This is a genomic window from Nostoc sp. (assembly GCF_036917615.1).
Taxonomy (GTDB): domain Bacteria; phylum Cyanobacteriota; class Cyanobacteriia; order Cyanobacteriales; family Nostocaceae; genus Nostoc.
Window position 1 is genome coordinate 168,742 of sequence record NZ_JBALCZ010000068.1, and the last position, 24,663, is coordinate 193,404.

Consider the following 24,663-nt stretch of genomic DNA (forward strand, 5'->3'; position numbering starts at 1 on the left):
CGGAGACCGGGAACGAGATACGAGATAATCTATAAAAGCTGGTTCTATACTGGCTTTCATATTAAGTTGACACCTATGCTTATGCCCTACCTAACATTGGCTGAATACTATACAAATAAATCCAAGGGAAGATGTCCATACATTTCGTTGATTCCGTCTTCGTCGTCAGACTGGCAAGATACTAATACACCCCGATGATGTCCAGCATAGGAATCGAGATAACACAAGCCGTTTTTACCATTTAATTTGATATAAACTGGGCCTTCAGGTGTAAGTAAATTGTTTGGTGGTTCATAACCCAAAGCCAAAGAATAGGTCTTCATAGCTAGTATTCCTTCTTCTGCTGTATCAGCACAAATTCCTAAAATTTGATAATCAGCAAGCTTGGTGATTAAAATTAAGGCACTACGAATGACTGATTTTTCTGATGGCTTGAGGACAGGTGCGATGTCTAGACAGTTGAATTTATTCAGTAATTTTTTCGCTTCTTCGGCGGTGAGATTCTGAGGATTGGGGGTTGACATAAACTTCGTTTATTATCTTGTTAGTTTTTCTGTTGTGTTTGCGTTGGGACTAGCCTAACTTACTAAGTATTATTTTCTCGAATCAAGGTTGATTTTGGACATTTCCAAGGTTGAACATGAAGGGGACGCCGCTTTTTGAGTCACCACCCATAACAAGGACTTTTGGCATCTGAGCGCCGCCACTCTTCCAAGCTTCAATTGCTTCTTTTTGTAGAACCAATTGTCCTCCTTGGGCTTTGAGTGTCTCTGCTAAGAGTCTTTGAGATTCTGCCTTACCTTTGGCGCGATTCACATCTGCTTGTGCTTCTTGTTCAGCTTCCCGTGCTACATAAACGGCTCTTTGCGCCCGCTGTTCAGCGATTTGTTTTTCTTCCACTGCTTTGGCAAATTCTGGTGAGAACGCTAAATCAACTACGCTAGTATCTAACACAATTATCCCATATTTGTCTAAGCGATCGCCTAAGGCATTATCAAAGTCTTCTTTCAATTCACTTCTTTTGGTAATTGCTTCTTCTACAGTTCTTCTAGCTGCTGCAATTTTAAATGCTTCCTGTGTCTGAGGTGCAATGATTTTCGATACAATATTTGCTAAGGTTCCTTGTTTTCTTCTAACTTCAACGACCTGCATAGGATCGAGGCGAAAGTTGATTGCAAATCTCGCAGATAAATTTTGCAAATCCTTAGTAGAACTCTCCGCTGGCACTTCAAACTTTTGCACCGTCAAATCATACACATCTATCACGGAGATAAAAGGTGGTTTTACGTGAATCCCTTCTAATAAAGCGCCATCTCTAGCTTTACCCAAGATGCTGATCACTCCAGCTTGTCCAGGGTTAATAATCACAAAGGAATTTAGTCCGAGAATCACAAGTATTGCTAACACAATTCCTAAAACTGTGGTTTGCCAATTTCCCAATTGCTGATTTTTCAAATTCCTCTCTCCATGTAAGTTAGTCATTAGTCATTGGTCATTGGTCATTAGGAGTTATTATTTTTCTCCTTGTCTCCCTTCTCTGTTCCCTAGTCTCTAGTCCAACGCGGCGTAAATAAACATACCATTTCAAATGGCGCAAAAGCCCGGAATACAATTCTTTTGACTTTTGAATGAGTGACTTTTGACTTCCGCCTTGCGGTACTAGTCCCTAGTTCATAGTGCCCAGTGCTGAGTAAAAAGTTTTGCTGTTGACTTGAGTAAACTCAGTTACTATTTTAAGTTTCTCATTAGTCTGTCTGAATCAAGTCTTTCATCTTCAAACTCAGAACTCAGAACTCAAAACTTTGTTTTGTGGTAATATCAGTTGCACGAAACCGCAAAAAGCCGTGGCTACTGGATTAAAATCTCATCGGGTATCAACAAGGCGTAAACATTCAACGCATCCTCTTCAGCGCTTGCTTGAGTATGAACACAAGTATCGTAAACAAATTTGGCTGGCGACTACTTATTCTATGAATGAACAGTAGACATCGGGGAAAATTAATTATGCGTTGACTCAAACCCTTGTAGAGACGCGAAATTTCGCGTCTCTACAAGCGAAATTTCGCATCGCTACATTCTTTTCTGGAGATGTCTAGTAGATGGTTTCTGTGTTGATGACGGCTCTGCCAAACTCTTCCCTTGTGCTAGAATCCCCCTGTGAATAGGGTTTGAGACGCGCTAACTCTGGATCAGTTAGCATACCTTGAAAACCATCGTTGCAAACATAAGGGATATGCAAAACACAGATATAGTTGTCATTGGTAGCGGTATTGGCGGTTTGAGTTGTGCTGCTCTTTTGGCACGGTATGGCTTTGATGTGATAGTCTGCGAAAGCCACTCCATTGCTGGAGGCGCTGCCCATGCTTTTGAGCGCAATGGTTTCAAATTTGACTCTGGCCCGTCCCTCTACTCTGGACTGTCTTACAGCCCCTCTGCCAACCCTTTGCGACAAGTCCTAGATGCAATTGGTTCTGAATTACCATGCGTAACCTACGATACTTGGGGTTGTTGTCTACCAGAAGGTGATTTTGACACGTCGGTTGGTGCCGAGCAATTTTGTGAAGTGCTGATGAAATTCTGTGGTGATGATGCTGTAGCCGAATGGCAGGAACTCCAGCGCGTTATGCAACCATTTGCTAGTGCAGCAACTTCTATGCCACCAGCCGCATTACGTTTTGATTTTGGTGCAGCTAGAACTGTGGGCCCGTTTGTGCCATCTCTAACAAAACATGTTGCAAATATAATCAAGCTGACGGGCCCCTTCAGCCGGATTATGGATGGCGTTGTTAAAGACCCGTTTACGCAAAACTGGTTGAATTTGCTGTGTTTTCTGCTTTCTGGGCTGCCAGCAGATGGCACTAGCACCGCAGAGGTAGCATTTATGTTTGCGGACTGGTATCGACCAGATGCAATACTTGAATATCCAATTGGTGGTAGTGGTGCTTTAGTTGACACCCTAGTACAAGGATTGAAGCGTCACGGTGGGAAGCTGATACTAGGCGCTCATGTGGAGCAAGTCCTTGTAGAAGGTAATCGCGCGGTGGGTGTGCGTCTGCGCGATCGCCAAGAAATTCGCGCGTGTCAGGCAGTGATTTCTAATGCATCGGTTTGGGACACACTGAACTTGCTACCAGAAAAGGCAATACCCAAACAGTACCGCAGCAAACGACAGGCAACGCCTGAGTGTGATAGCTTCATGCATCAACATCTAGGCATTGATGCTCAAGGATTACAGTCAAATTTGCGGTGTCATTACATCGTAGTCAATAACTGGGAATTGGGCGTTACAGCACCTCAGAATGTTGTGGTGATATCAATCCCTTCAACTCTTGACCCATCCCTAGCACCACCAGGTAAGCACGTGATTCATGTGTATACTCCTGGTAATGAGCCATATGCTATCTGGCAGGGAATGGATAGAAGGAACCAAGAATACGCCGAACAAAAGCGATCGCGTGCAGAAGTAATGTGGCAAGCGCTACAGCGGATCATTCCAGATATTCGCTCTCGTTGCGAAGTCACACTTGTTGGTACACCTCTAACCCACGAGCGTTATCTCCGTCGTCACCAAGGTTCCTACGGCCCAGCAATTCAGGCTGGATCTAGTATGTTTCCTGGCCCCAGCACACCTTTACCAGGACTGATGTGCTGTGGAGACTCGACATTTCCCGGCATTGGTTTACCAGCAGTCGCCGCCAGTGGGATGATTGCTGCAAATACACTTGCCCCTGTTAATAAGCATTTAGCTATGCTTCAGGATATCAGGTGCATTTAATTTTTTGAGTATAAAATCTAGTTGCCAACAGAGCCGCACCCGTTGCCAAAACTGCTAGTACACTGTCAGGTTCGGGTACGGCAGTAACTTGAGCATCAATTCGTGCAGTTCCAGCAAACAAACCTGTCAAGTTAGGCTTTGGCAGTATAGTCGCAAACTCTGGAGAAATCAACAATTTAACATCAGGGATAGTTAAATTTTGGCCATCAAATGCCACAGGTCCCGGAATACTTAAATCAAACAAAATTGTATTTAAAGAAAATGTGTCCCTTAAAACAAATCCGCTGGCACCTGTGACAGTACGTCCCGGAGCCAAACCAATTGAAAAGTTACCAACAGTAATATTGTTATTGAAGGTAACAGTACCAGTATGCTCAATTGTACCTGAGAGTGGATTAAAACCGCCTTCGTCACTGAATGTAAAATTGGTGGCTGGGTCGATCTTGAAGCCAACCAAATAAGTGCTGGGAATTGGTGGGACTGTATTATTAGTGCCTGTCAAGATTAGCCCAATACTTTTAAGAATCTCCTCGTGGTCACGATCAATGCTGGTGACTCCAGATATCACTTTAAAAGTTGCAGCTTCTACCTGTATGGGTGTAATTGATATAAAAGCTGCTGTAGTACAACAAAGAATGCCTGCAAACTGACAAAAACGCATAGATACTCCTTATCTTCGTAGTTGATTCTATCTCAATCAACGCTATTTATTAATCTAACAACTTAGGCATTTGCGCGAACCAACTACTTCAAAATATCAAAATTTATTATTCTAAGCTTTATATTAAGTAAGCGTCAAGTTAATACAAAAATGTAATTTTTACAGTTACAAATACAAAATTAATTAAGTGGGTAAAAATAAATTTCACTGTTCAGGATGGAGTATAAAGTATGAGGCATAAGGCATTAAGCATAAAAAATGATAAAAATATAGTTACGTTTAATTATGTCCAATTCCAATTATTTAGCCTTAAACATAACAATTATGTATGATGTGATCAAATATAAGTTTTACCTTTAATATTCATAAGGTTAGGTTAAGAGGTGAAACACTGTCTTATACCGTTTCACTTTAATAATGATACAAATACGTTGGTAGAGGCACAGCAATGCTCATGCATGTCAATTTAAGCCAAAACACGAGATAAAATTCTCGTTTACAGCCTCTGGCTGGAAATGCTGCTCATTGCGGCTCTGCCGCAATTCAGGAGGCAGCAGCCCCCCAATAGGCATTAAGAGCCAGAGTCTGGGAACGAGAGAATACTTAGATTTTTTTAAAAATCAAATCGGATTGCTATAAATTGATTTATTCTCTTCTCGCCGAGTTACTTGTTGATTCACAGACTTGTTCTAATCCACCAGCTTATTTTCTCCAAATTAGGATCTATTTCCTGCCAAAAGCTTGCTGATGAGTCTGCTTCTCTTGTTACTGCGAGTATTTTATCTATACTATCGAAGTTTTGTTGAATCAACTGCTTATCTAGTTTAGGAATATCTAATTTAAGATATTTCAGACGGTTGGGTAACTCTACTTGCTCTTTAGTCGGCAAGTGGGGAATCTGATTCACTTGTTCTAGAATTTTGTCTATTGATGCAATGACTTCTTTCAGGCTCGGTTTTTTAGCTTGTAATTGTAAATCTTTTTCTTCAAAGTTTGCTTCTTGATTACCTAACTTTACTAATACTATTTTTACCAAGAAAACATTGTAATCAACCTCACTGACTTCACCCACTTGCTTGTAGTATTTTCCATTTTTATTTATAAGTACTATGTCACCTTTCTCAATTCTGTCGTTCATAATTTCTACAGACTTTGAATGAAATTGTTAAATAATCTCCTCTACAGAAAATACTACTCTAAAGCCACAAATCCTCAGTCCACCGTCTGACTCATTCCAGCTACGACTGGCGCTGCGACAAAGTTCTGCACTAAAACTCCAAGAACCACCGCGTAGCACCCGGCGATTAATATCACCGCAAACTTCCCAAGCTGTTCCATCTAAGGGTGCATCGTTGTAATTGTTGTGCCACGAATCAGCACACCATTCCCAAACTAGCCCGTGCATATCGTACAATCCAAAGGCGTTGGCTACTTCAAAACTACCGACGTTGGTTGTTTCTTTACGGAATTTGCTTTTTGGTTCCACAGTGTAGCTGACTAACTCAGAGGTAATTGTTTCGCCAAAATGGAAGGACGTTATAGTTCCAGCCCGACAAGCATATTCCCATTCAGCTTCACTCGGTAAACGATAGTCGCGTCCAGTTTTTTCTGAGAGCCTGAGACAGAATTCTACAGCCTCATACCAAGATACATTTTCCACTGGTCTATCTAGACCTTTGAATTTCGATGGATGGGGATTTAAAGCTTGTTTGACTTTGGGTAAAGCTGCTACTACTCTCCACTGTGCTTGAGTTACAGGAAATTTCCCCATAAAAAATGGTTCAATAGTAACTTGATGTTGAGGACGTTCGTCAGCATCTCCTTCAAACTCTGGTGAACCCATCATGTAAGTACCATCGGGAATCGATACCATTTCTAATGTGACAGACTTACCTAATTCTTCGGCAAAGAAGTTTGCATTGCAGCTCATGCGGTTTACTTCTCTACCACCTGTGTCTACTGTCACTACATCAAACTCAAAGGTTTCTAAGGAGAGTAATGGTACTATTACTTTTTGTGGTAGCGGCGGTAATATGGGTTGGGACATCGAAACAATTTTTAGGGCAACAGGTTCAATGTTCGCTGTTGTAAATTTCAAATCGTTGAGAACTTCTACTGCTGTTTGATACCTTTCACTCGCTAGATGTTTTAGTAATTTATCTAAAATTTTACCTAAATCGTCGCTGATAGTAATACCTTTTTTCTGTAACCGTTCGCGCCACAACCACTTAGCATTCATCGCATCATAAATAGGGTCATTAATCTGTCCAGAAGCATCCTGTAAAGGCAAACATTGAGTTAAAAGACGCACGCAAGTTACACCTAAAGCATACAAATCACTGGCGTGACAAGCAAATCCAGCCATTTGTTCAGTTGGGGCATAACCAAGAGTATAAATTACTGTAGCTTGTCTTCCTATACTGGTTTGTGTTACCTGTTTAGCACCGCCAAAGTCAATTAATACGGGTTTTTCATCACTTGCACGGCGAATAATATTTTCTGGTTTGATATCCCGATGAATGACATTATGAGTATGAATGAATTCCAGAACTGGCAATAAATCAGCTAAAAGTTCCCAAATTTGTTCTTCACCATAGATTTGTTGCTGAACTTCTTGTAAGAGAGTTTTTCCTTGAATGAATTCTTGCACGAGATACAAGCTAGTACCTTGTTCAAAATAAGCTAGTAATCTGGGAATTTGGGTATGATTTTCTCCCAGTTCATACAACCGGAAAGCCTCTTCTTTGAAAAATTCTGCTGCTTTAGTGCGTTGTCCTGTTCCATGAAATTGTGGGAAAAATTGCTTGATGACGCAAGGCGCATTTAGTCTGTCTACATCTTCTGTAGCATAGGTTCTGCTGAACCCACCTTCACCTAAGAGTCTCAATACGCGGTAACGGTTTCTGAGAAGTTTGCCAAAGTTGCTTTGTCCGCAACTCACGCAAAATCTATTGCTATCAGAGTTGAATGGATTTGAGCAATTGGGATTTTGGCAGATTTGCATAATCAGAGGGAAATAGCATCTTCTCCAAAGTTAGCCCCAATATTATCTAATTGAAAACAGTTATGTAGAGAAGCGAACACGGAAGTTTATTCATGTGCTTAAAATTATCTTTCACACGAGGTATATGGATGATTAACAATTCAAAATTAAAAACTCAAGAGAGTTACATAGGGAATTGAAACCCCGAATTAAACTGATATTAGTGCTTTCGGCTTGCGGGAACGCACCCGACATTTTAATATAGCTGTTGTTCACCATCCAAAAAAGTTCACAAAGAACCAATTAAAGAATTAAAAACTCAAAGTTTAAGAGAGTTACATCGGGGTATTTAAATCCCAGTGAAACTTTAGCTACCTGTATAAGTAGGGGTATAAAATCCTTTAGACATATTCAAAAAAGAGTATACAGATGTTGCAATCCAACGTCTCTAAAAGGGTTTTAGGCAAAGCATAATTAATTTCTAAAGATGTCTTTTATTTGAAGAGAACCCATAATTTTTCTTGCCAGTTTGACTCTCAATACATTTCGGATAAGCACTCTTGACTTATGCTGTCAATTGGGAAAAAGGTAAAGGTTTAAAATTACCCTTTTCCCTTTTCCCTTTAACCGAACCGTGGAGGAGTGGGAGAGACAAGGAAGAAAATAATAACTCTTAACTCCTAACTCTAGATATCAGATAACTTAGTTGACCTTACGTTGAAAACTAAATGTTCCAGACTGTCCAGGTTGAAGTGGTCCAGCAATTGTGTCTAGATAGATGGTGATATTAACGCCAATCGCATCCGTTACTGCTGCTGCCAAATTTAGATAAGTTACAATTCCGGCAGAATCAATTGCAGTATTAAACACATGACTGGTATCCACCGTTCCATTGCCATCATTATCTTTCGTCCAATGATTATTAGGGGAATTACCATTTTCAGTAATAATAATTCCAGTTGCACTCATAGTAGCGTTATTTGAGCCGATGGGAACTGATGAAATATTGGTGTAAGTAATCCGATACTCAATAATGTTGCCTACACCAGGCTTTTTCGGTGTTGTGCTAAAAGTACTATCATTCGTAGCAACAGCAGATCCACTTCCTTGTATAATTCGAGATTCTTTCACAAGTTTCAATAAACCTGTGTAAATTTGGTCAATCGTCTTATTGTAAGATTCTCCAGAGTTAAACGCTCCATCATTATTGCTATCCACAAAAGCTCGAATTGTCACAGGAAAAGCTTTACCCGTATCTGTTGATAGAGGTGTTCCTCCAGGTAAATCTACAGTTACGGTGTAATCAACTGGAAGATTGATTCAGGGTTGGTAGGACAATTCCTAAGCCAGAAGTCAAGGTGAAGACAGTGCCATTGTATGTGTAAGTGGCAACACTGGCTCCAGAGATAAACGTTACGGTTGTACCTGATGGTAGGTCACTAGTATTGGTTGGGGTAACTGGTACTAATAAGACATTACTCAACAACGTTGGATCGGGGTTTAGTATAGTATTGAAAAAGCTGACAGCACCAGGATCGATGGTAGATCCTGGGGGCAGATAGAGTGGAACGATCGCTGATTGGTTTGAAAAATCATTATTATTATCAGTGGCTCCCACAGCGTCAGGGTGCAAATGCGGCCCATTCAAAATCGAAGTTTGGGCAGTCATCGTGAAGGTGTTAACTTCACGATGACCCTTGACCTGTGTTGTTATTACTGCTATCTGCCCCTTGACTAGCAACATTTGCTACCCCACTATTAGGAATATTTGAACCAACAGTACCATCATCATTAAAGTTGCTAGGGTTTTGGTCGCCTGACTCATCATAAACTAGCTGATTGAGTGCATCACCTTGAGTTTGACCAAAGCTCTGAGCAATATTAGAAATCGTGGCTGTGGAAGTCAGAACTCCATTTGTCACTACTTGGAAGGATAATCCATTTACTGTTGTCCCGGCAGTGAGAGTGCCAGATTTAACAAATCCAACACGAGTTACCAATGTTAAATCAAGGGGTACAATACTAGTCCAAAGGGCATTGTTTGCGGTCAATACTGTAGGCGTCACAGTGTAAACAACACTCCAACCTGTAGGAGAGGTAGCTACACTCGCTAAGTGAGTATTTACGGGAATGGCATCAGATACCAAAATTTTGGCACCAATCAGCGCATCTACATTAATATTCGTACCTACCAAATTTGCGGCAGTTAATCCTGTACTACCTGCCGGACTTGTGGAATCAATTTTTAGACTCAAATCGTAAGTCAACTTATCATCACCCAGGTTGTTGGGTGTACTGGAATCTGAATATGCATAACGAACTTTTAAGACTTTAGCAAAAGCCTGTGGTGTCGCAGCGATAATAGTTGTTTGCATAGCGCTAGCTTCTCGTTCTCCATTCAGAGGTATCCCTGCCGTTTCTCCTGCTGTTGCATCTGAATTATCAACGGTGCGGACTTCCGTAGCGTTTGAGCCATCAGGACTATCAGGTTGGTTTTGAGTAGTATTACTGTTATCGTTAGGGCCTGTATCACCTAGTAATACTGAAATATTAGAACCCGGCGTTGCCAAAAAATTAACTGTGACAGGAACACGCACTTTGACAAATCCACCAACAGGAATCGAACCAGTGGTAAGATCAGCGTTGGGAATAGTAGTTTCAAATGTGCCGTTGCCATCTAAATCTGCGGTAATTGCGCCAGCTGTTGCTGGTCCTGTAATAGTAGCTTTACCTGGAATAAAGAAACGGGTGGGATCATTCCCCACATTAGTAATCAAAAAATCGTAGTACAGCAAATCATTAGAAACAACACTACCACCTGTTGTATCTGTCATGCCTTGAGAAGTCAGCCCAATTCCTGCTATCTCTGCTACACTAATCGTTACAGTATTGGAAGTAGCTTTATTAAGTACATTTACTCCCAAATTATTCACGTAATTATATTCAGCTGTTGCGGTGTTGTCGATAACAGTACCAGCAGTTGTACCATCTGCTAGAGAAGGCATTATTAGTGTAAATAGTCCTCCTAAAGAAATTGCTGCTGCTAATAAAAAACGGTACTGATGCAATTTATAAGCAAAAAAGTTGCGTGATGGTTTCATGATTTCTCAACTGCTTTTCAGTCATTTAGTTTTTGTTGTCTAACATCTGGCACCAGTTAATTTAAAACACTTTTTGTAGAGCAGACATTTCTTTCTGACTTTTCACCGGAAGTCCTCAAGCCCAGAAAAAGCGTGGTTTTTTCCACAGCTTAATTCTCAATAGCCCTGAGTTAATGAAAATAGCTTACGGAAAAATCAGGGCTTGGGAAACCCTCAAAATGACATGAATCCACATACCGTGAAAAGTCAGACTTCTTTGTGTTCGCTCAAGCCGCAATTTTTAAGTTGTAAGTGCTGCTCACTCTATAAATATTGATAATGGTGCAAGACATGAGTTGTAGATGTTCTTAATTCCGCTTCTCAACGAGACCCTTCTCTACAAGAGGCTGTGCCTTAAGCGTTCGCGCAGCGTGTCGCAGACAAGCTATGCCGCAGGCTTGACGGCAAGCTCAGGGCATCGCGCTGCGGGAACGTGTAATTATTTAATGACGTTCGCAAACTTACTAACGTAAGTCGTATTTGCTATCAATCAAGAGTTTTAGACATTTCAGAAGGGTAGCTTGTTTACACCGAACTGTAGTATTTTAAGGGTAGGAATGATGCAAAACCCCTGCAAAATCAAACCACAAATGGATGAATTTGTTTTGTATTTTTATGTAAAAATCACAACAGAAATACCATAATATCTTATGGTCTGTTTATCTATTACATATAATTAATCGACAAATTACAAAATCAAGTGGATGAAAAAAATTAAACATTAGACTTGTACTTTCAAAACCCTATTACTGATAACCTTGATTGAAAGTAACTTCATCTGGACTTTTATAAAAAACCCAGAGTCAACGCCTATTCTCAATAAAAACTATCTTGTGTCAATAAAGCCCAAGTCAATCGCATTAACGCTTATTTGTTGACAATAGGTTAAGCGTAGGCGTAGCCCGCCGCAGGCATCGCTTTCACCCTTGAAAAATCAATCAAACTGTAAACCCTAATTATTTCGTTGATGCATTAGCCAAGATTTTTGTCAAGACTAATTTAGATGCACTTACCGTGATAAAAAACCAACGCTGCTGGGCTGATTTGGCACTCAACTTTAGATACTTTATTGTAGTTATAGACACAATAAGTAACACCGTGAATTTATTGAACTTTTAATATACTAAACTTTTAAGTAATTGTTATAAATATTAAATTCTTGACCCTTGACCCTTAATACCAATTCTGTATGAAGATGCACAGAATGATCCGCCTGAAATCTTTGCTAGATCAAGGGACTGTTCTATGCAGGCTCACATAAAATTGGTATAATCAATAGAGTTAGGTTAAGACAAAAACCAGACAGACTGAGGGTTATCACCCAAGTGTAATGAGATTGAATGCAACTTAAAGAATTCTTACTGTTCTCACCTGTGATTAAATCAGGTACGGTACTTAAAGCCTTAGAAACTGCGATGCCATTTAATGCCATTGGACAAGCGAGATCGTTGAAGCTAAAGTAGGCGAAGATCGTAAAGATTGATTTGACTGTTATTTTAAACTTTTATTCTCTCCAGAAGCGCGAATTAATTCAGCTATCAGAGCAACGATCGCAGATACTGAAATCAACATCACACTCAAAGCGTTAATATCAGGCTTGACTCCTGTTCTAATACGGCTAAAAATTTCCATTGGTAGGGTGTTAGAACCGCTACCAGCAGTAAAACTGGCAATGAGAAAGTCATCTAAGCTAAGGACAAAGGCCAAGAGACAACCAGCTACAATACCAGGCATTAATTGAGGTAGCAATACTTTGATGAAAGCTTGCGTTGGTGTAGCGCCTAAATCTAGTGCTGCTTCTTCTAAGTGAGGATCTAAATTAGTCAGTCGTGAAGCAACTACAAGTCCGACGTAAGCCAGACAAAACACCACATGGGCTGCAACTATCGTCCACAAACTTAAAGGTATTGCAAACGCCGCTAGGCATACTAAGGTAGCCACTGCGATCGCAATATCGGGAATAATCAATGGTAGGTAAGCAATACCACGATACAATTTTTTACCAGGAAATTGGTAACGCGCCAACCCAACCGCCATCAAGGTTCCCAGCACTGCTGAAATCCCCACTGCACAACCAGCAACTACCATACTGTTTTGGAAAGCTGATAAGATGCGATCGTCACTGAATAACTTGCGATACCAATCGAGAGTGAATCCTTGCCAAGTTGCACTGTAGGGCGACTGATTGAAGCTATAAAAGCCAAGTACCAGTATGGGCAGGTACATGAACACAAATATAATCACTGAGAAAACCGCCTGCCATGAGACACGCGGTTTTTTGAGAGATGGAGAGATATTCATGTTTATATTTGATTTTTATTGATTTTTATTGATAGCAATATAAAATATCATATTTTGTGTAATAAGTCAATATTTTGAATAATAAAAAATCTATTTTTGTGTGCGTAGGCGTAGCCCGTCGTAGACATCGCTTCATTTCGTTCGCAATCACAAATAATATAATCTGTGAGGATTCCTCTATTTACAGCAGTTTTCATTTATTTGAACCGCATCTGTTCTAGGGGCACAGCAATGCTGTGCCCGTAGGGCGTGGTCTATTTATCTGAAACTATTGCTGTAAGACAAGCGATCGCTCTTGGCGGCTTTTTGAACTCTTGAATTGCTCAAATGGTAAATATCTAACTTCTCATGGCATCTTGCCCTAGTTATTATAAGATTATTGCTAATTACTAGCATTAATTATACATCAATCGCCAGCTATGACCATTACCATGACAGCGCAGGAAGAAGAGGAACTATGGGATGAGGTTGCCCAGAGTGTTGTATGTGATGCTACCTCAGAACCATTTGAATTTACTTATGAAATGCCTAAGCAATTAGGCAAAGGTGGTTCTCGCAGTATTGAAGTACATCCTGAAATTTCGCTGGCGATTATGGACTATCAATATCATAATGATGTGCTCATAAGATGTACCCAATCCGAACACCCCTTGCAATTTGGCGTTTTGCTTTCAGGCAGCACAATAGATGAATATGGAGGGAAGATAGGAGAAGGATACACTTGTATCTCTGGTGGTGGTATCCAACGCCAGATGTCCATCAAAATTCCTCAAACACGACGTGTGGGTGTGGATATCCATATGTCCTCTAATGTGTTAAAAACCTTTTTCCCTACAGCAGATGGAGAAATTTTGCCCCAGTTGCGTCTGTTAGCAAAAGGTGATGATTGGCAAACTTTAGTTTACCCGGAAATTACACCAACAATACAAGGAGTGGTACAGCAAATCATTAATTGTCCTTACCACGGTGTAATTAAGCGGATGTATTTGCAAGCTAAAGTTTTGGAATTGATGACATTGCAACTAACCCCAATCTTGGCACATCAGGAGGGATTGCAACCATCACCGAGATTAAAGTCACAAACGATTGCCAGAATCCATCATGCTAGAGAAATTTTGCACTCTCATTTAGAAAATCCACCCTTATTAGTGGAATTAGCTCAACAGGTAGGAATTAGCGATCGCACTCTGAGACGTGGATTTCAGGAACTCTTTGGCACAACAGTATTTTGCTACCTGACAGATAAGCGCATGGAGTCGGCAGAACAGTTATTACGTCAGGGAAACATCACCGTTCGTGAGGTTGCCCACCAAGTCGGTTATTCTGAGCAAGGACGCTTTGCATCTGCTTTTAAACGTAGATTCGGTATCCTACCGAGTGAATGTTTATCCAGTAAAAAGTCCGTTTCGGACTGACGATGCCGTTTTTGCCATAGACTCAACAGCCAACTTTTCTTTATACTCAGTCTCATTAAAGAATAAAAATAATTTGCAATAAACCAGATTTTGTTTAAAATTCTGGGCTTGTGTGCATATTCAATAAAAGCTGAGTGGTTTGATTCCCTGTAACAGGGAATTAAATTTTTAGTTATTCAAGGAGTTGAATGATCAATCTCTGCTTTTTGAGATGCTCATTGCAAATAGTGTCAAGAAAGTTAGGTTTAGCAAGTTAGTGTTTGAGGAGTTGTGATGAAAAATTCGTGGTTATATAGCGGTTTTCAGTTATGGCTGGCATTGAGTCTGTCGGGATGTTTGAGTGCTTTAGTAGGTATGCCTGCATCGGCACAGGTGAAATCAGAAAATAATGTCGATTCCCGTACTTCCAGCAACCTGACTCGCCTTTGGAAAGTTGGCAGGGGCGATGCCAAAGGCTGGCTACGCCGAAGCAATTCTCCTATAATTCGACAACTAAGCGAAGTTGAACCCCCCATTACCAATGCCCAACTGTTACTAGTGCAGTCGCCCACACCACAAATAACACCAACTTCAGAAATAGTACCAATAACGTCCGTTAAAGCTAATCCCACTGATAAAGGTATGGAGATAATTTTACAGACTACTCAAGGTACTCAACTGCAAGTCACAAATCGTAGTACGGGTAATAATTTTATTGCAGATGTATCTGGTGGGCAGTTGCGTTTACCGTCGGGCGAGGCTTTCACATTTCGTTCGGAAAAACCGCTTGCGGGAATTACTGCAATAACAGTTACGAATATTGATGCAAACACTGTTCGAGTCACGGTGGTAGGTGTTGCAGCTATGCCTACGGTTGAGTTATTTGATGATAATACAGGGCTGGTTTTTGGGATAACAACTGCTACAACTGCGACTTCTCCATCGCAGCAACCCCAAACATCACAGAAGCCAAGGAGTGAAACCGAAAAGCCAGCAGCACAGCCGGATGAGCCGATTGAGTTGGTAGTGACGGGAGAGCAGGATGGGTATCGCGTGCAGGATGCGACGACTGCAACAAGGACAGACACACCTTTGCGCGATATTCCCCAATCAATTCAGGTCATACCGCGACAGGTGCTAGAAGATCGCAACGTGAAAACTGTGACCGAGGCAGTGGAAACGGTCAGTGGTGTTGTCAGTGCAGATACTAATTTTAATTCACCCGCAGGAAGCTATATTATTAGAGGATTTGAACAAAGAGGAAATTTCCGAAATGGCTATCGAGATGCTGGCAGTCTGACACCAATTGCAACGATTGAGCGAGTGGAAGTTTTGAAAGGGCCTGCCTCAGTTTTGTTTGGAGCAGTAGAACCCGGTGGAATCATCAACGTTATCACTAAACAACCCCTCAGTGAACCCTATTATAATCTTGAATTTCAGGCAGGAAACCGTGACTTATATGAGTCCAGTATTGATTTTTCTGGACCATTGAATGACGATAAAACCCTGCTCTATCGCTTAAACGCCAGCTATGAAAGTTCAAACGGGTTTCAAGATTTTGTTACCTCACATTTGACTACGATCGCACCCTCAATCACTTGGAGATTGGGAGATAGGACAGACCTAAATCTATTTTATGAATCTACTAAATTCAATGGGATTCCTGAGAGTTTCAATACTGTTTTCAGCGATAATACTATCAAGCTGCCTCGAAGTCGTTACTTAAGTTATCCTCTCGATGGTCAACATTATACAACTCAAAAATATGGCTATACGCTAAACCACAAGTTTAGCGATAACTGGCAGCTCCGTAATAATTTTTCTATAACTGCTTTTAACGCTATTGAAGAGTATACGGTAGGAACGAATCTAGTGGATGCTCGTTTCTTAGAGCAATTTGCCGCAAGACGTAACTACGTGGTAGACAACTATTTTGGACAGATCGACTTGATTGGTAAATTTAATACAGGCTCGATTCTACACCAACTAGTATTCGGCTTTGATGGCAACCGCAATGTGCAAATTTATAATCCTACTGGTCTCTCTGTGCCTGCTCTAGATGTCTTCAACCCAAACTACAATATTCCAAAGCCACTTACTACTCTTTATAATTATAGTGACTTTGGGACTATTCAATCTTATGGGTTCTACCTTCAGGATCAGATTAGCTTTCAAGATAACCTGAAGTTACTGATTGGCGGGCGTTTTGATTGGATTTCACAAAAAAGTGGTACAGACCAACCAGAACAGAGTGATAATGCGTTCAGCCCCCGAATCGGGTTGGTGTATCAGCCCAGCAAATCTGTTTCTCTCTACGCCAGTTACAGTCAATCTTTTAACCCTAACTCAGGATTGAACGGTGATGGTAGCCAGTTTGAGCCAACCAAGGGAACCCAATATGAAGCGGGCATTAAAGCTGACTTTCTAGAAAACAGACTTTCGACAACGTTGGCAGTTTATCAAATCACCAAGACGAATATTACAACAGACGATCCCAATAACGATGACCCTAATTACTTAATTCAGATAGGAGAGCAAAGAAGTCAGGGGATTGAGTTGGATATCACAGGTGAGATTTTACCAGGGTGGAAGGCGATCGCTTCCTATGCTTATACTAATGCAGAAGTCACTGAGGATAACTCTGACCCTTCTACTGTTGGCAATAGATTAGAGGATGTGCCAAAGAATCAAGCTAGCCTTTGGACAACCTATGAACTCCAAAATGGCGATTTCAAGGGTTTGGGATTAGGTCTGGGGCTGTTTTATGTAGGTGCGCGGGCGGTAGATTTAGATAACTCATTTGAAGTCCCCGATTACTTGCGTACCGATGCAGCGATTTACTACCGTAGAGATGCTTTAAAGGCTGCTATCAATATCCGTAATCTATTTGACACGGAATATTTCGTTGACAGCAATGGAACAAGAGCAAGGATTAAAACAGGTGCGCCCTTTACAATCATCGGTTCTATCAGTTGGGAGTTTTAACTCGCTCTCTTGTGGGCAATCGGCTGAATAACTTACCCCAACACAGTTTTAACTTCTTAATTTATTCTTTGTCAGTCCCTAAAGCCCCAGAACTAGTACAGCAGGCGCGTAAATCCAGCTAGCATCTCAATTAACAAGACAAGTTGCTCTGAGCAACTAGTTATATCATGTCCGGCTAATTAGTTATGATTACCACATCTGTGCAAAAACCAGGAAACTCTCTTTTCCCCTGCTAGAAAGCTCCCTGCTCCCCTGCGGTCTTAATGATAAGTCTTTAACCGGGCACAATATTAAAGGGAGGCAAACTTCCCTATCTTACGAAAATCTACCCTTTGGGCGGCTACAGGTGATCCTTGAGGTACGGAAAGCTGCCCAAAGAGTGGCTAGACACTTTATTCTTGAATTAACATTTGAAAATCAGATAATTAACAGGTGATAATAGAGCTTTTTTGCCTATTATCATCATTTAACTTAGATTTTGACTATTAGATAAAATTTCTATTCCTTAAAAAATCTATATTTTAAATTGCACCAAATCACCAAAAATTAATAAATTAGAACGTGTTTACCTCTTTAGGAGTGGGTAATTTCCGTACTAGGATAGATGAAAAATCTAGAAGTAAAAGCATACTATTTAAAGGTAATTGTTAAAAAGTTTAGTATCTGAAGTTACTTTCTGATGCAAAGTGAATCAATTACAAGCACTAGAACTACAGAAAGAAGAAACTTCTAATTCAAGTTTTATTTGTTAGGAGGTTTGTGATGCGAATTGCTCAAATAGCTCCACTGTGGGAGAGAGTTCCACCTCCAGCTTATGGTGGTGTAGAGTTAGTAGTGGGGTTATTGACCGATGAATTAGTCCGACGCGGACACGAAGTAAGTTTATTTGCATCGGGAGATTCTATTAGTCTGGCAAAACTAACGTCAGTTCATCCCCGCGCCCTCAGACTCGATACTACAATCAAAGATTACGGCATTTACGAATTGCTAAATCTAGCTTCGGTGTATGAACGCGCAGAAGAGTTTGATATTATTCACTCCCATGCGGGGCATGGGGCACTGACTTACGCGAATCTCGTCACAACCCCTACGGTTCACACGTTGCACGGTATTTTTACCCCTGACAACGAAAAGATATTTAGTTTTGCTAAAAAACAACCCTACGTGAATATTTCCGATGCACAACGAGAACCAAGGTTAGGGTTGAACTCTATAGCAACGGTCTACAACGGGATTGATGTCAGCAGTTATAAGTTTCACTCCCAACCAGAAGATCCGCCCTACCTGGCGTTTTTGGGTCGAATGTCTCCAGAAAAGGGAGCGCACTTAGCAATAGAAATTGCCAAAAAAGCTGGTTGGCATTTGAAAATGGCAGGTAAGGTGGATGTCGTTGATGTGGAATACTTTGAGAAGGAAATCAAACCACACATTGACGGGAACCAAATTGAGTATCTGGGTGAAGCTAACCATACTCAAAAAAATGCTCTGATGGGAGGTGCAGTCGCAACTCTGTTCCCGATTACTTGGCGAGAACCCTTTGGATTGGTGATGGTTGAGTCAATGGCTTCGGGTACGCCAGTGATTGCGATAAAATTGGGGTCTACTGAGGAGGTAATTTCCCACGGCAAGACGGGTTTCCTCTGCAATAATATTCAAGAGTGCATCAGTGCTATTGACCAAGTAACAGAGTTAGACCGCTATGCCTGTCGCCAGCATGTCGAAAATCTTTTCAGCGTTAAGCACATGACTGATGGCTATGAGGCGGTTTATCAACAAATAATAGCAGAACGATTTTCTCAGAATGGGCATTCCCGTAGTTTGACTGATTTAGCTAGCGATCGCGTTTAAATACCGCATTTGTGTAATCTTAGATGTTTTTAACCTAAGTAGAATAAAAACCATCGTAGGGGCGCACAGCTAGCTGTATGCCCCTACTACCAAATCAGGCGTTCGCGCCATTTTTCTACAGTTCTAGCACTAACTCCTGGAACTCGTTCTAAATCTTGTAAAGATATAAACTTTTGCTGTTGACGGCTAAGAATTATCCGCTGTGCTAACTTCTTACCCACACCAGGGAGAGTTGCTAATTCTGCTAGACTTGCGGTGTTGATATTTACTTTTTTAATTGCTTGTACCTCAGTTGATAAAGAAGTTTTTATCTGGGGACAGCGTGTTTGTTCTAATTTGATTTTTTCTTGAATTCTTGGTGGTAAACCTGGTTTAACTTTGGTATAAAGACGAGCAAATTCTCGCACATAATGAGCAGCAACTATGGGACTTTCAATCACTACAAGCGTCTCATCATTACCCTTATTGGCAGCATCTGACCAATTATGAGAACCCGTAATTACTGTTTGACTATCAATAACACCAAATTTGTGATGCAATAAATCGCCTTTGGGTAACACAGGTACACCTACAGTAGTAATTGGATTTGACCAAGGATGGTTATCAAGTTCATATTTACATTTGTTACTGAGAGCAACCCCCATCATATCCAATGCTTCACTATAAGGACGATAGGCAAATTGTGGTTCAATTAAAGCGCGAATTTGCACACTTTGTTGATGGCGTTTTTCTAAAATATTCGCAAGACGCTGTTCGGAAAAGACAAATAACGCCATATCAATAGATTTGGTTGCTGAATCTAAAGTTTTAGCAATTAAACCATTACTACTGTTACTCCAAGGTTGAGTTGGAGAAGTAGGCGAAAATTGCACAGTAATTTGGGTGTTACCTAAAGTTATTTGTTTTGGTAAACGCATCGGCTTTTGCAAACCAAATCGACTATCTGGCTGACCTCCCGGCCCATCACCCCACATGATGTTAAACTCTTGTGTAAATAAAGATGCTAATTCTGGGCTGTCAATCTGCAATAAATTATTGGCATTTCCTAAACTGCTGGAATTTGTAAAATCACCAGAAGTATCACTTAAGGTAAAATTCGCCGAAGTGATAATTACAAGACGATTGTCCACAATCACAAATTTGTGATGCATCAAACTGCTACCCGCTGAACCATCCGCTTTATCATCTATCCAGGGAATTTTAGCATTCTGCAAAATCACCAAAGCATCTCTTTGATTTATTTCTGTGGGACTGAGTTGATTATCTTGGTTAATATCGATAAATTGGCGAAATTCGTGATAGCGTTCCTGTTCTCTTTTATCTAACTTACCTATTTCAGCAGATGTAAAGCTACTCCAAGGTCGGCTATAGATATTTTCTAAAATTATCCTGACTTTTACCCCAGCTTTTTGTCTATCAACCAATGCTTGGGCAACTTTGGGTAAACGTAATTCTTGCACCGCCACATCTACTGTAGATTTAGCGTTCGTAATAGCATCGATAATCTGTTTTTCTAAATCATCCCCAAGGCGAGTTTGCTGACGGTAAGCTTCCTTGTATTCTGAAGACTCAGAATGGTTAAAGTAAACTTGAACTAAGGGGTCTTGTGGTAAAGGTGCTGGACGTTGATTGTAGGACTCGACTCGTTGACAACCAGCGAGGGGAAATATCAGTAAAAAGATATATAAAAAATATCTTTGTCTAGAGATAAGTTGGACTGTAATCTGTTAAAAGTGGATTGAGAGTGGACATATTTATCATTCCCAAAATTTTGTGTTTTGAATTAAGTAGAGAAATAGCTTTCCAATTAAAGGGAAAAATCCCCTGCTAGAGGCATTACAGAGATTTTTTTATAATTTGTCCACTAAAACTGTATATGCTGACAAGATCAGCAGCCTACTACTAACGTGTGTTCTCACCATTATTCAGTTGTATGCAAATTTATCTAGATTACAGTGCCACTACTCCGACTCGAAAAGAAGCGATCGCAGTTATGCAAACAGTCCTCACCCAACAGTGGGGCAATCCTTCCAGCTTACATGAGTGGGGACAACGGGCTGCAACGGTTGTGGAACAAGCCAGAGTCCAAGTTACTGGTTTAATTAACGCCGCCGATCCGGCATCCATAATCTTTACCTCTGGCGGCACTGAGGCAAATAATCTAGCAATTATGGGTGTAGCTCGGTTGTATGCTGTTCCTCAACATATTATTATCTCCAGCGTCGAACATTCCGCAATTTCTGAGACAGTACGGTTCTTAGAGATATGGGGTTGGGAAGTTACGCGCTTGTCTGTAGATATTAAAGGCAGAGTCAATCCCTTAGATTTAAAGGCGGCGTTGCGACATAACACAGTCTTAGTTTCAGTGATTTATGGTCAAAGTGAAGTTGGGACAGTGCAACCAATTGAGAAACTGGGTAAAATTGTGCGATCGCATGGGGCTTTGTTCCATACAGATGCGGTGCAAGCTGCGGGACGTTTACCCATAAATGTGCAACAACTCCCAGTAGACTTACTTAGTCTTTCCAGTCATAAAATATATGGCCCCCAAGGTGCAGGGGCGTTGTACGTGCGTCCTGGTGTGGATTTGATGCCTCTACTGGGTGGTGGTGGGCAAGAAATGGGACTACGTTCTGGTACGCAAGCAGTACCGATAATTGCGGGGTTTGGTGTAGCAGCAGAATTAGCAGCGCAAGAATTGGCTACAGAAACACCACGGTTGATCGAGTTACGCGATCGCGCCTTTGCCCAATTAGCTGAGATTCCTGGTTTAATTCCTACAGGGGATGGCTGCGATCGTTTACCTCACCATGTCAGTATGTGCCTAGAAAACGCCGATGGGGAAAAACTCAGCGGTAAAACCTTGGTACGGCAGCTAAACCTTGCTGGCATCGGTATCAGTGCTGGTGCTGCCTGTAACAGTGGTAAACTTAGCCCTAGCCCAATACTTTTAGCAATGGGCTATTCTGAAAAAGCTGCTTTGGGTGGAATTCGCATTACATTGGGGCGTGATACCATTAAAGCTGATATAGATTGGACGGCGATGGTATTGAAGCAAGTTTTGCAAAGGCTGACACTGGATTTATCTTTAGTTAAACGTTAAATTAAATCTCATAAATTACGTACCTGCGGGATAGAAAATATTGCGTATTAGCCTGTTTTTGGTTAATTTTAGTGTTTATCACTATCTAAATATCCCAAAACAGGATAAATTTAAGAGGTACTCAAGTTTCAGAGCTACGTAAACCAATAAATGAGTCTATCTAACCCAGAACCGAGTTACCCCAAAACTTTAAAACGCAAGGCTACCAGTACAGTTGGTCGTGGAAAAGTAGTCAACCTCAACACAAACTTAAATTTTTCTGCGTGGAATGATGAAAGCGTTGCTTTATATCTGGGTGATAGTCTCGAACATTACAACAATTGGGAGCAGCCTACAGTCATCGTTTCAGATGGAGCTTACGGTGTTCTTGGTTTTGAAGGAGACACTTCAGATCATATTGATTTACCTAATTGGTATGAACCTCATATTGAAGCATGGTCAAAAGCAGCTATACCATGCACAACACTCTGGTTTTGGAATTCAGAAATTGGCTGGGCTGTTGTGCATCCAGTTTTAGAAAAGCACGGTTGGCGCTATGTAAATTGTAATATTTGGAACAAAGGAAAAGGTCATATAGCAGGGAATGTTAATACAGAAAAAATTCGTAGATTCCCTGTAGTTACAGAAGTGTGTGTTCAATATGTAAGAGAAGTTAAAATCAACGAACTTACGTTAAAAAAATGGTTATTAAAAGAGTGGAAACGTTCTGGATTACGACTACGACAGGCAAACGATGCTTGTGGTGTAGTTGATGCTGCAACTAGGAAGTATTTCGATCAAGGACACTTATGGTATTTCCCTCCTCCAGAGATGTTTGAGAGGTTAGTGAACTATGCAAATGAGCATGGTAGTCTAGAAGGAAGACCTTATTTTTCTTTGGATGGCAACCAATCTTTAACAGGGCAAGAATGGAGTAAGATGCGCTCCAAATTTAAGTGTCCTCATGGTTTTACAAATGTTTGGGATCGCCAAGCTCTCCGGGGTGATGAGAGAGTTAAGACTCCTTCTGGAAAAGCATTACACCTTAATCAGAAGCCCCTCGACTTGATAAGCGTTATTGTTGAAGCGTCAAGTGATAAAAACGATGTTATATGGGAACCTTTCGGTGGACTGTTCAGTGCATCTCTAGCAGCGCGTAAACTGAGACGAAAAGCTTACTCTTGTGAAATTGATCCAGATTATTTTTATTATGGAGTGCAGAGATTTAATCAAGAAGTTCATCAATACTCTCTTCTCTAATCTCTAGATAATCTTGCAAATATTTCTTGATCCTGTCTTCTCGACAGCTTGATAGAAGCCTATTCCATTGACCAACTGTAATACTAGAAACTTCAATGTTATAGACACGCTGCTTAAATTTTTCAATACCTGGATGCACGATTCTGTCCATCTTTGCAAAATTAGTATCCAATCTGTATTTGTACCGGATCAATAGTTCACGCAAAAGATGCTGATATTCTCTAGTTGGTTTATATATTTTTGCTTCAATACCCCATGAATAAACTATTTTTTGAGCTTCTAAAAACTCTTCGATAGATCCTTGAAATTTATAACCGCTAGTGTTTGTCTGCTGTAAATTTGCTGTTCTTTGAGTGGTATCTTCTGGCTCCAAAACAAGATAATCTGGCGGATTATGATAATGAGTATCTCTAGCTAAAGCTACCGACAAACCAGAGATAACACATACATCAAGAATACGAGGCTTGCCATAGATAATTTTTTCAGGTAACCATGCCAGCATAGCAACATAGGTCTGATCATACTGAAAGTGATTTTGGCTGTCTTTAAAACGTGCTGTTATTTCCGTTGCTAATGGAAACCATGCTTTAATCTCTAATCCTGGTGTTGGTTGAACTCTTCCTACAAAAATAGTATCTGGAAAGCCTGGATCTTGCCTCTGCCACTTTCCAAACTCAGAAAATTCATTTTGTTTGTTCAAAAATTCAACTGTGTTAAATTCGATTAAATTTCCCAGTAAGGGTGAAAGCTTTGAGATAATTTTAGCCAAGTTTACTGCTGCGTCTACAGTTACAGGCTTAGATATATCTAAAACGTCAAAAATATGACCCGATAAATTATCTAGGTACTGAGATGCAAGTCTGATTATATCCTGTGTATTCATACTTCCTCTTCACAAGATGCTTCAGATATTCCTTGTTCAACTTTTCTGAGAATATCGCAAGGATCTACACCGATTACACGAGTAACTAACAGAAACTCAATTACATCTAACCGACGTTCACCGTTTTCATATTTGGCTACGAAAGATTGTGGCTTTTTCAATGATTTAGCAAGCGTCTGTTGAGTTAGTTTTGCCTGCTTACGAGCCGCAATCATACAACGACGGAATATTTCATAGTCTTGGCTGAAAACAAATTTCATTGTGCCTTAGCTTTAGCACTATGTATACGTTGAATACAATAAACCTGTTTTCGGATAATCCCAAAATAGGATACTTATATCCTAGCTGTAA

The 24,663-nt window shown here is 40.6% G+C and carries 18 protein-coding genes; 6 read left to right on the forward strand and 12 right to left on the reverse strand.

The features are described 5' to 3' along the window. Positions 1-107: 107 nt before the first annotated feature. A complete protein-coding gene (locus V7K85_RS24185; RefSeq protein WP_334817267.1) occupies positions 108-524 on the reverse strand; it encodes a DUF1824 family protein in 417 nt (138 codons plus the stop codon). 82 nt (positions 525-606) lie between these two features. Beyond that, positions 607-1,455: a prohibitin family protein gene (locus tag V7K85_RS24190; RefSeq protein WP_334817472.1), complete on the reverse strand. Its 849-nt coding sequence runs from the start codon at positions 1,453-1,455 to the stop codon at positions 607-609. Between the two features lie 778 nt (positions 1,456-2,233). Between V7K85_RS24190 and V7K85_RS24195 the strand changes: the two genes are divergently transcribed. After that, positions 2,234-3,775 (forward strand): phytoene desaturase family protein, encoded by a 1,542-nt coding sequence (locus V7K85_RS24195; RefSeq protein ID WP_334817269.1) that lies wholly within the window; start codon positions 2,234-2,236, stop codon positions 3,773-3,775. Here the strand turns inward: V7K85_RS24195 and V7K85_RS24200 are convergent. The 7 genes from V7K85_RS24200 to V7K85_RS24230 form a co-directional block, all read right to left on the reverse strand. Then, positions 3,762-4,436, reverse strand: coding sequence for a hypothetical protein (locus V7K85_RS24200; RefSeq protein WP_334817272.1), 675 nt, complete (start codon positions 4,434-4,436; stop codon positions 3,762-3,764). The genes V7K85_RS24195 and V7K85_RS24200 overlap by 14 nt on opposite strands. A gap of 676 nt (positions 4,437-5,112) precedes the next feature. Further along, positions 5,113-5,574 carry a hypothetical protein gene (locus tag V7K85_RS24205; protein WP_334817274.1) on the reverse strand — a complete coding sequence of 154 codons (462 nt, stop codon included), beginning with the start codon at positions 5,572-5,574 and terminating at the stop codon, positions 5,113-5,115. 27 nt (positions 5,575-5,601) lie between these two features. Continuing rightward, complete coding sequence (locus tag V7K85_RS24210; protein ID WP_334817276.1) at positions 5,602-7,440, reverse strand: bifunctional serine/threonine-protein kinase/formylglycine-generating enzyme family protein; 1,839 nt, start codon at positions 7,438-7,440, stop codon at positions 5,602-5,604. Positions 7,441-8,121: 681 nt separating this feature from the next. Beyond that, positions 8,122-8,655, reverse strand: a complete 534-nt coding sequence (locus V7K85_RS24215; protein WP_334817277.1) for a hypothetical protein — start codon at positions 8,653-8,655, stop codon at positions 8,122-8,124. A 67-nt stretch (positions 8,656-8,722) separates the two neighbouring features. Continuing rightward, positions 8,723-9,163, reverse strand: a complete 441-nt coding sequence (locus V7K85_RS24220) for a hypothetical protein (RefSeq protein WP_334817278.1) — start codon at positions 9,161-9,163, stop codon at positions 8,723-8,725. Continuing rightward, positions 9,105-10,520 carry a DUF7925 domain-containing protein gene (locus V7K85_RS24225; RefSeq protein ID WP_334817279.1) on the reverse strand — a complete coding sequence of 472 codons (1,416 nt, stop codon included), beginning with the start codon at positions 10,518-10,520 and terminating at the stop codon, positions 9,105-9,107. Before V7K85_RS24225 ends, V7K85_RS24220 begins: the two co-directional genes overlap by 59 nt. A gap of 1,530 nt (positions 10,521-12,050) precedes the next feature. Further along, positions 12,051-12,860 (reverse strand): ABC transporter permease, encoded by an 810-nt coding sequence (locus tag V7K85_RS24230; RefSeq protein WP_334817281.1) that lies wholly within the window; start codon positions 12,858-12,860, stop codon positions 12,051-12,053. Positions 12,861-13,279: 419 nt separating this feature from the next. Here V7K85_RS24230 and V7K85_RS24235 point away from each other — a divergent pair, with 419 nt between their 5' ends. The 3 genes from V7K85_RS24235 (at position 13,280) to V7K85_RS24245 (ending at position 19,087) form a co-directional block, all read left to right on the forward strand. Beyond that, positions 13,280-14,275 (forward strand): helix-turn-helix transcriptional regulator, encoded by a 996-nt coding sequence (locus V7K85_RS24235; RefSeq protein WP_334817283.1) that lies wholly within the window; start codon positions 13,280-13,282, stop codon positions 14,273-14,275. Between the two features lie 273 nt (positions 14,276-14,548). Then, the gene (locus tag V7K85_RS24240) at positions 14,549-17,239 is read left to right on the forward strand and encodes a TonB-dependent siderophore receptor (RefSeq protein WP_334817285.1); all 2,691 of its coding nucleotides are present in this window, start codon (positions 14,549-14,551) and stop codon (positions 17,237-17,239) included. A gap of 762 nt (positions 17,240-18,001) precedes the next feature. Beyond that, positions 18,002-19,087: a glycosyltransferase family 4 protein gene (locus tag V7K85_RS24245; protein ID WP_334817286.1), complete on the forward strand. Its 1,086-nt coding sequence runs from the start codon at positions 18,002-18,004 to the stop codon at positions 19,085-19,087. A gap of 86 nt (positions 19,088-19,173) precedes the next feature. Here V7K85_RS24245 and V7K85_RS24250 read toward each other — a convergent pair whose 3' ends face one another. After that, complete coding sequence (locus tag V7K85_RS24250) at positions 19,174-20,796, reverse strand: DUF655 domain-containing protein (protein ID WP_442940616.1); 1,623 nt, start codon at positions 20,794-20,796, stop codon at positions 19,174-19,176. Positions 20,797-21,020: 224 nt separating this feature from the next. On the opposite strand from V7K85_RS24250, the gene V7K85_RS24255 reads away from it, so the two are divergent. After that, complete coding sequence (locus V7K85_RS24255) at positions 21,021-22,190, forward strand: cysteine desulfurase family protein (RefSeq protein ID WP_334817288.1); 1,170 nt, start codon at positions 21,021-21,023, stop codon at positions 22,188-22,190. Between the two features lie 150 nt (positions 22,191-22,340). Further along, entirely contained in the window at positions 22,341-23,429 is a 1,089-nt protein-coding gene (locus V7K85_RS24260) for a DNA methyltransferase (RefSeq protein ID WP_334817290.1), read from the forward strand. Here the strand turns inward: V7K85_RS24260 and V7K85_RS24265 are convergent. Further along, positions 23,395-24,312: a hypothetical protein gene (locus tag V7K85_RS24265; RefSeq protein WP_334817292.1), complete on the reverse strand. Its 918-nt coding sequence runs from the start codon at positions 24,310-24,312 to the stop codon at positions 23,395-23,397. The two genes, V7K85_RS24260 and V7K85_RS24265, sit on opposite strands and share 35 nt — an antisense overlap. Then, positions 24,309-24,572, reverse strand: coding sequence for a helix-turn-helix domain-containing protein (locus V7K85_RS24270; protein ID WP_334817294.1), 264 nt, complete (start codon positions 24,570-24,572; stop codon positions 24,309-24,311). Before V7K85_RS24270 ends, V7K85_RS24265 begins: the two co-directional genes overlap by 4 nt. Positions 24,573-24,663: the final 91 nt, after the last annotated feature.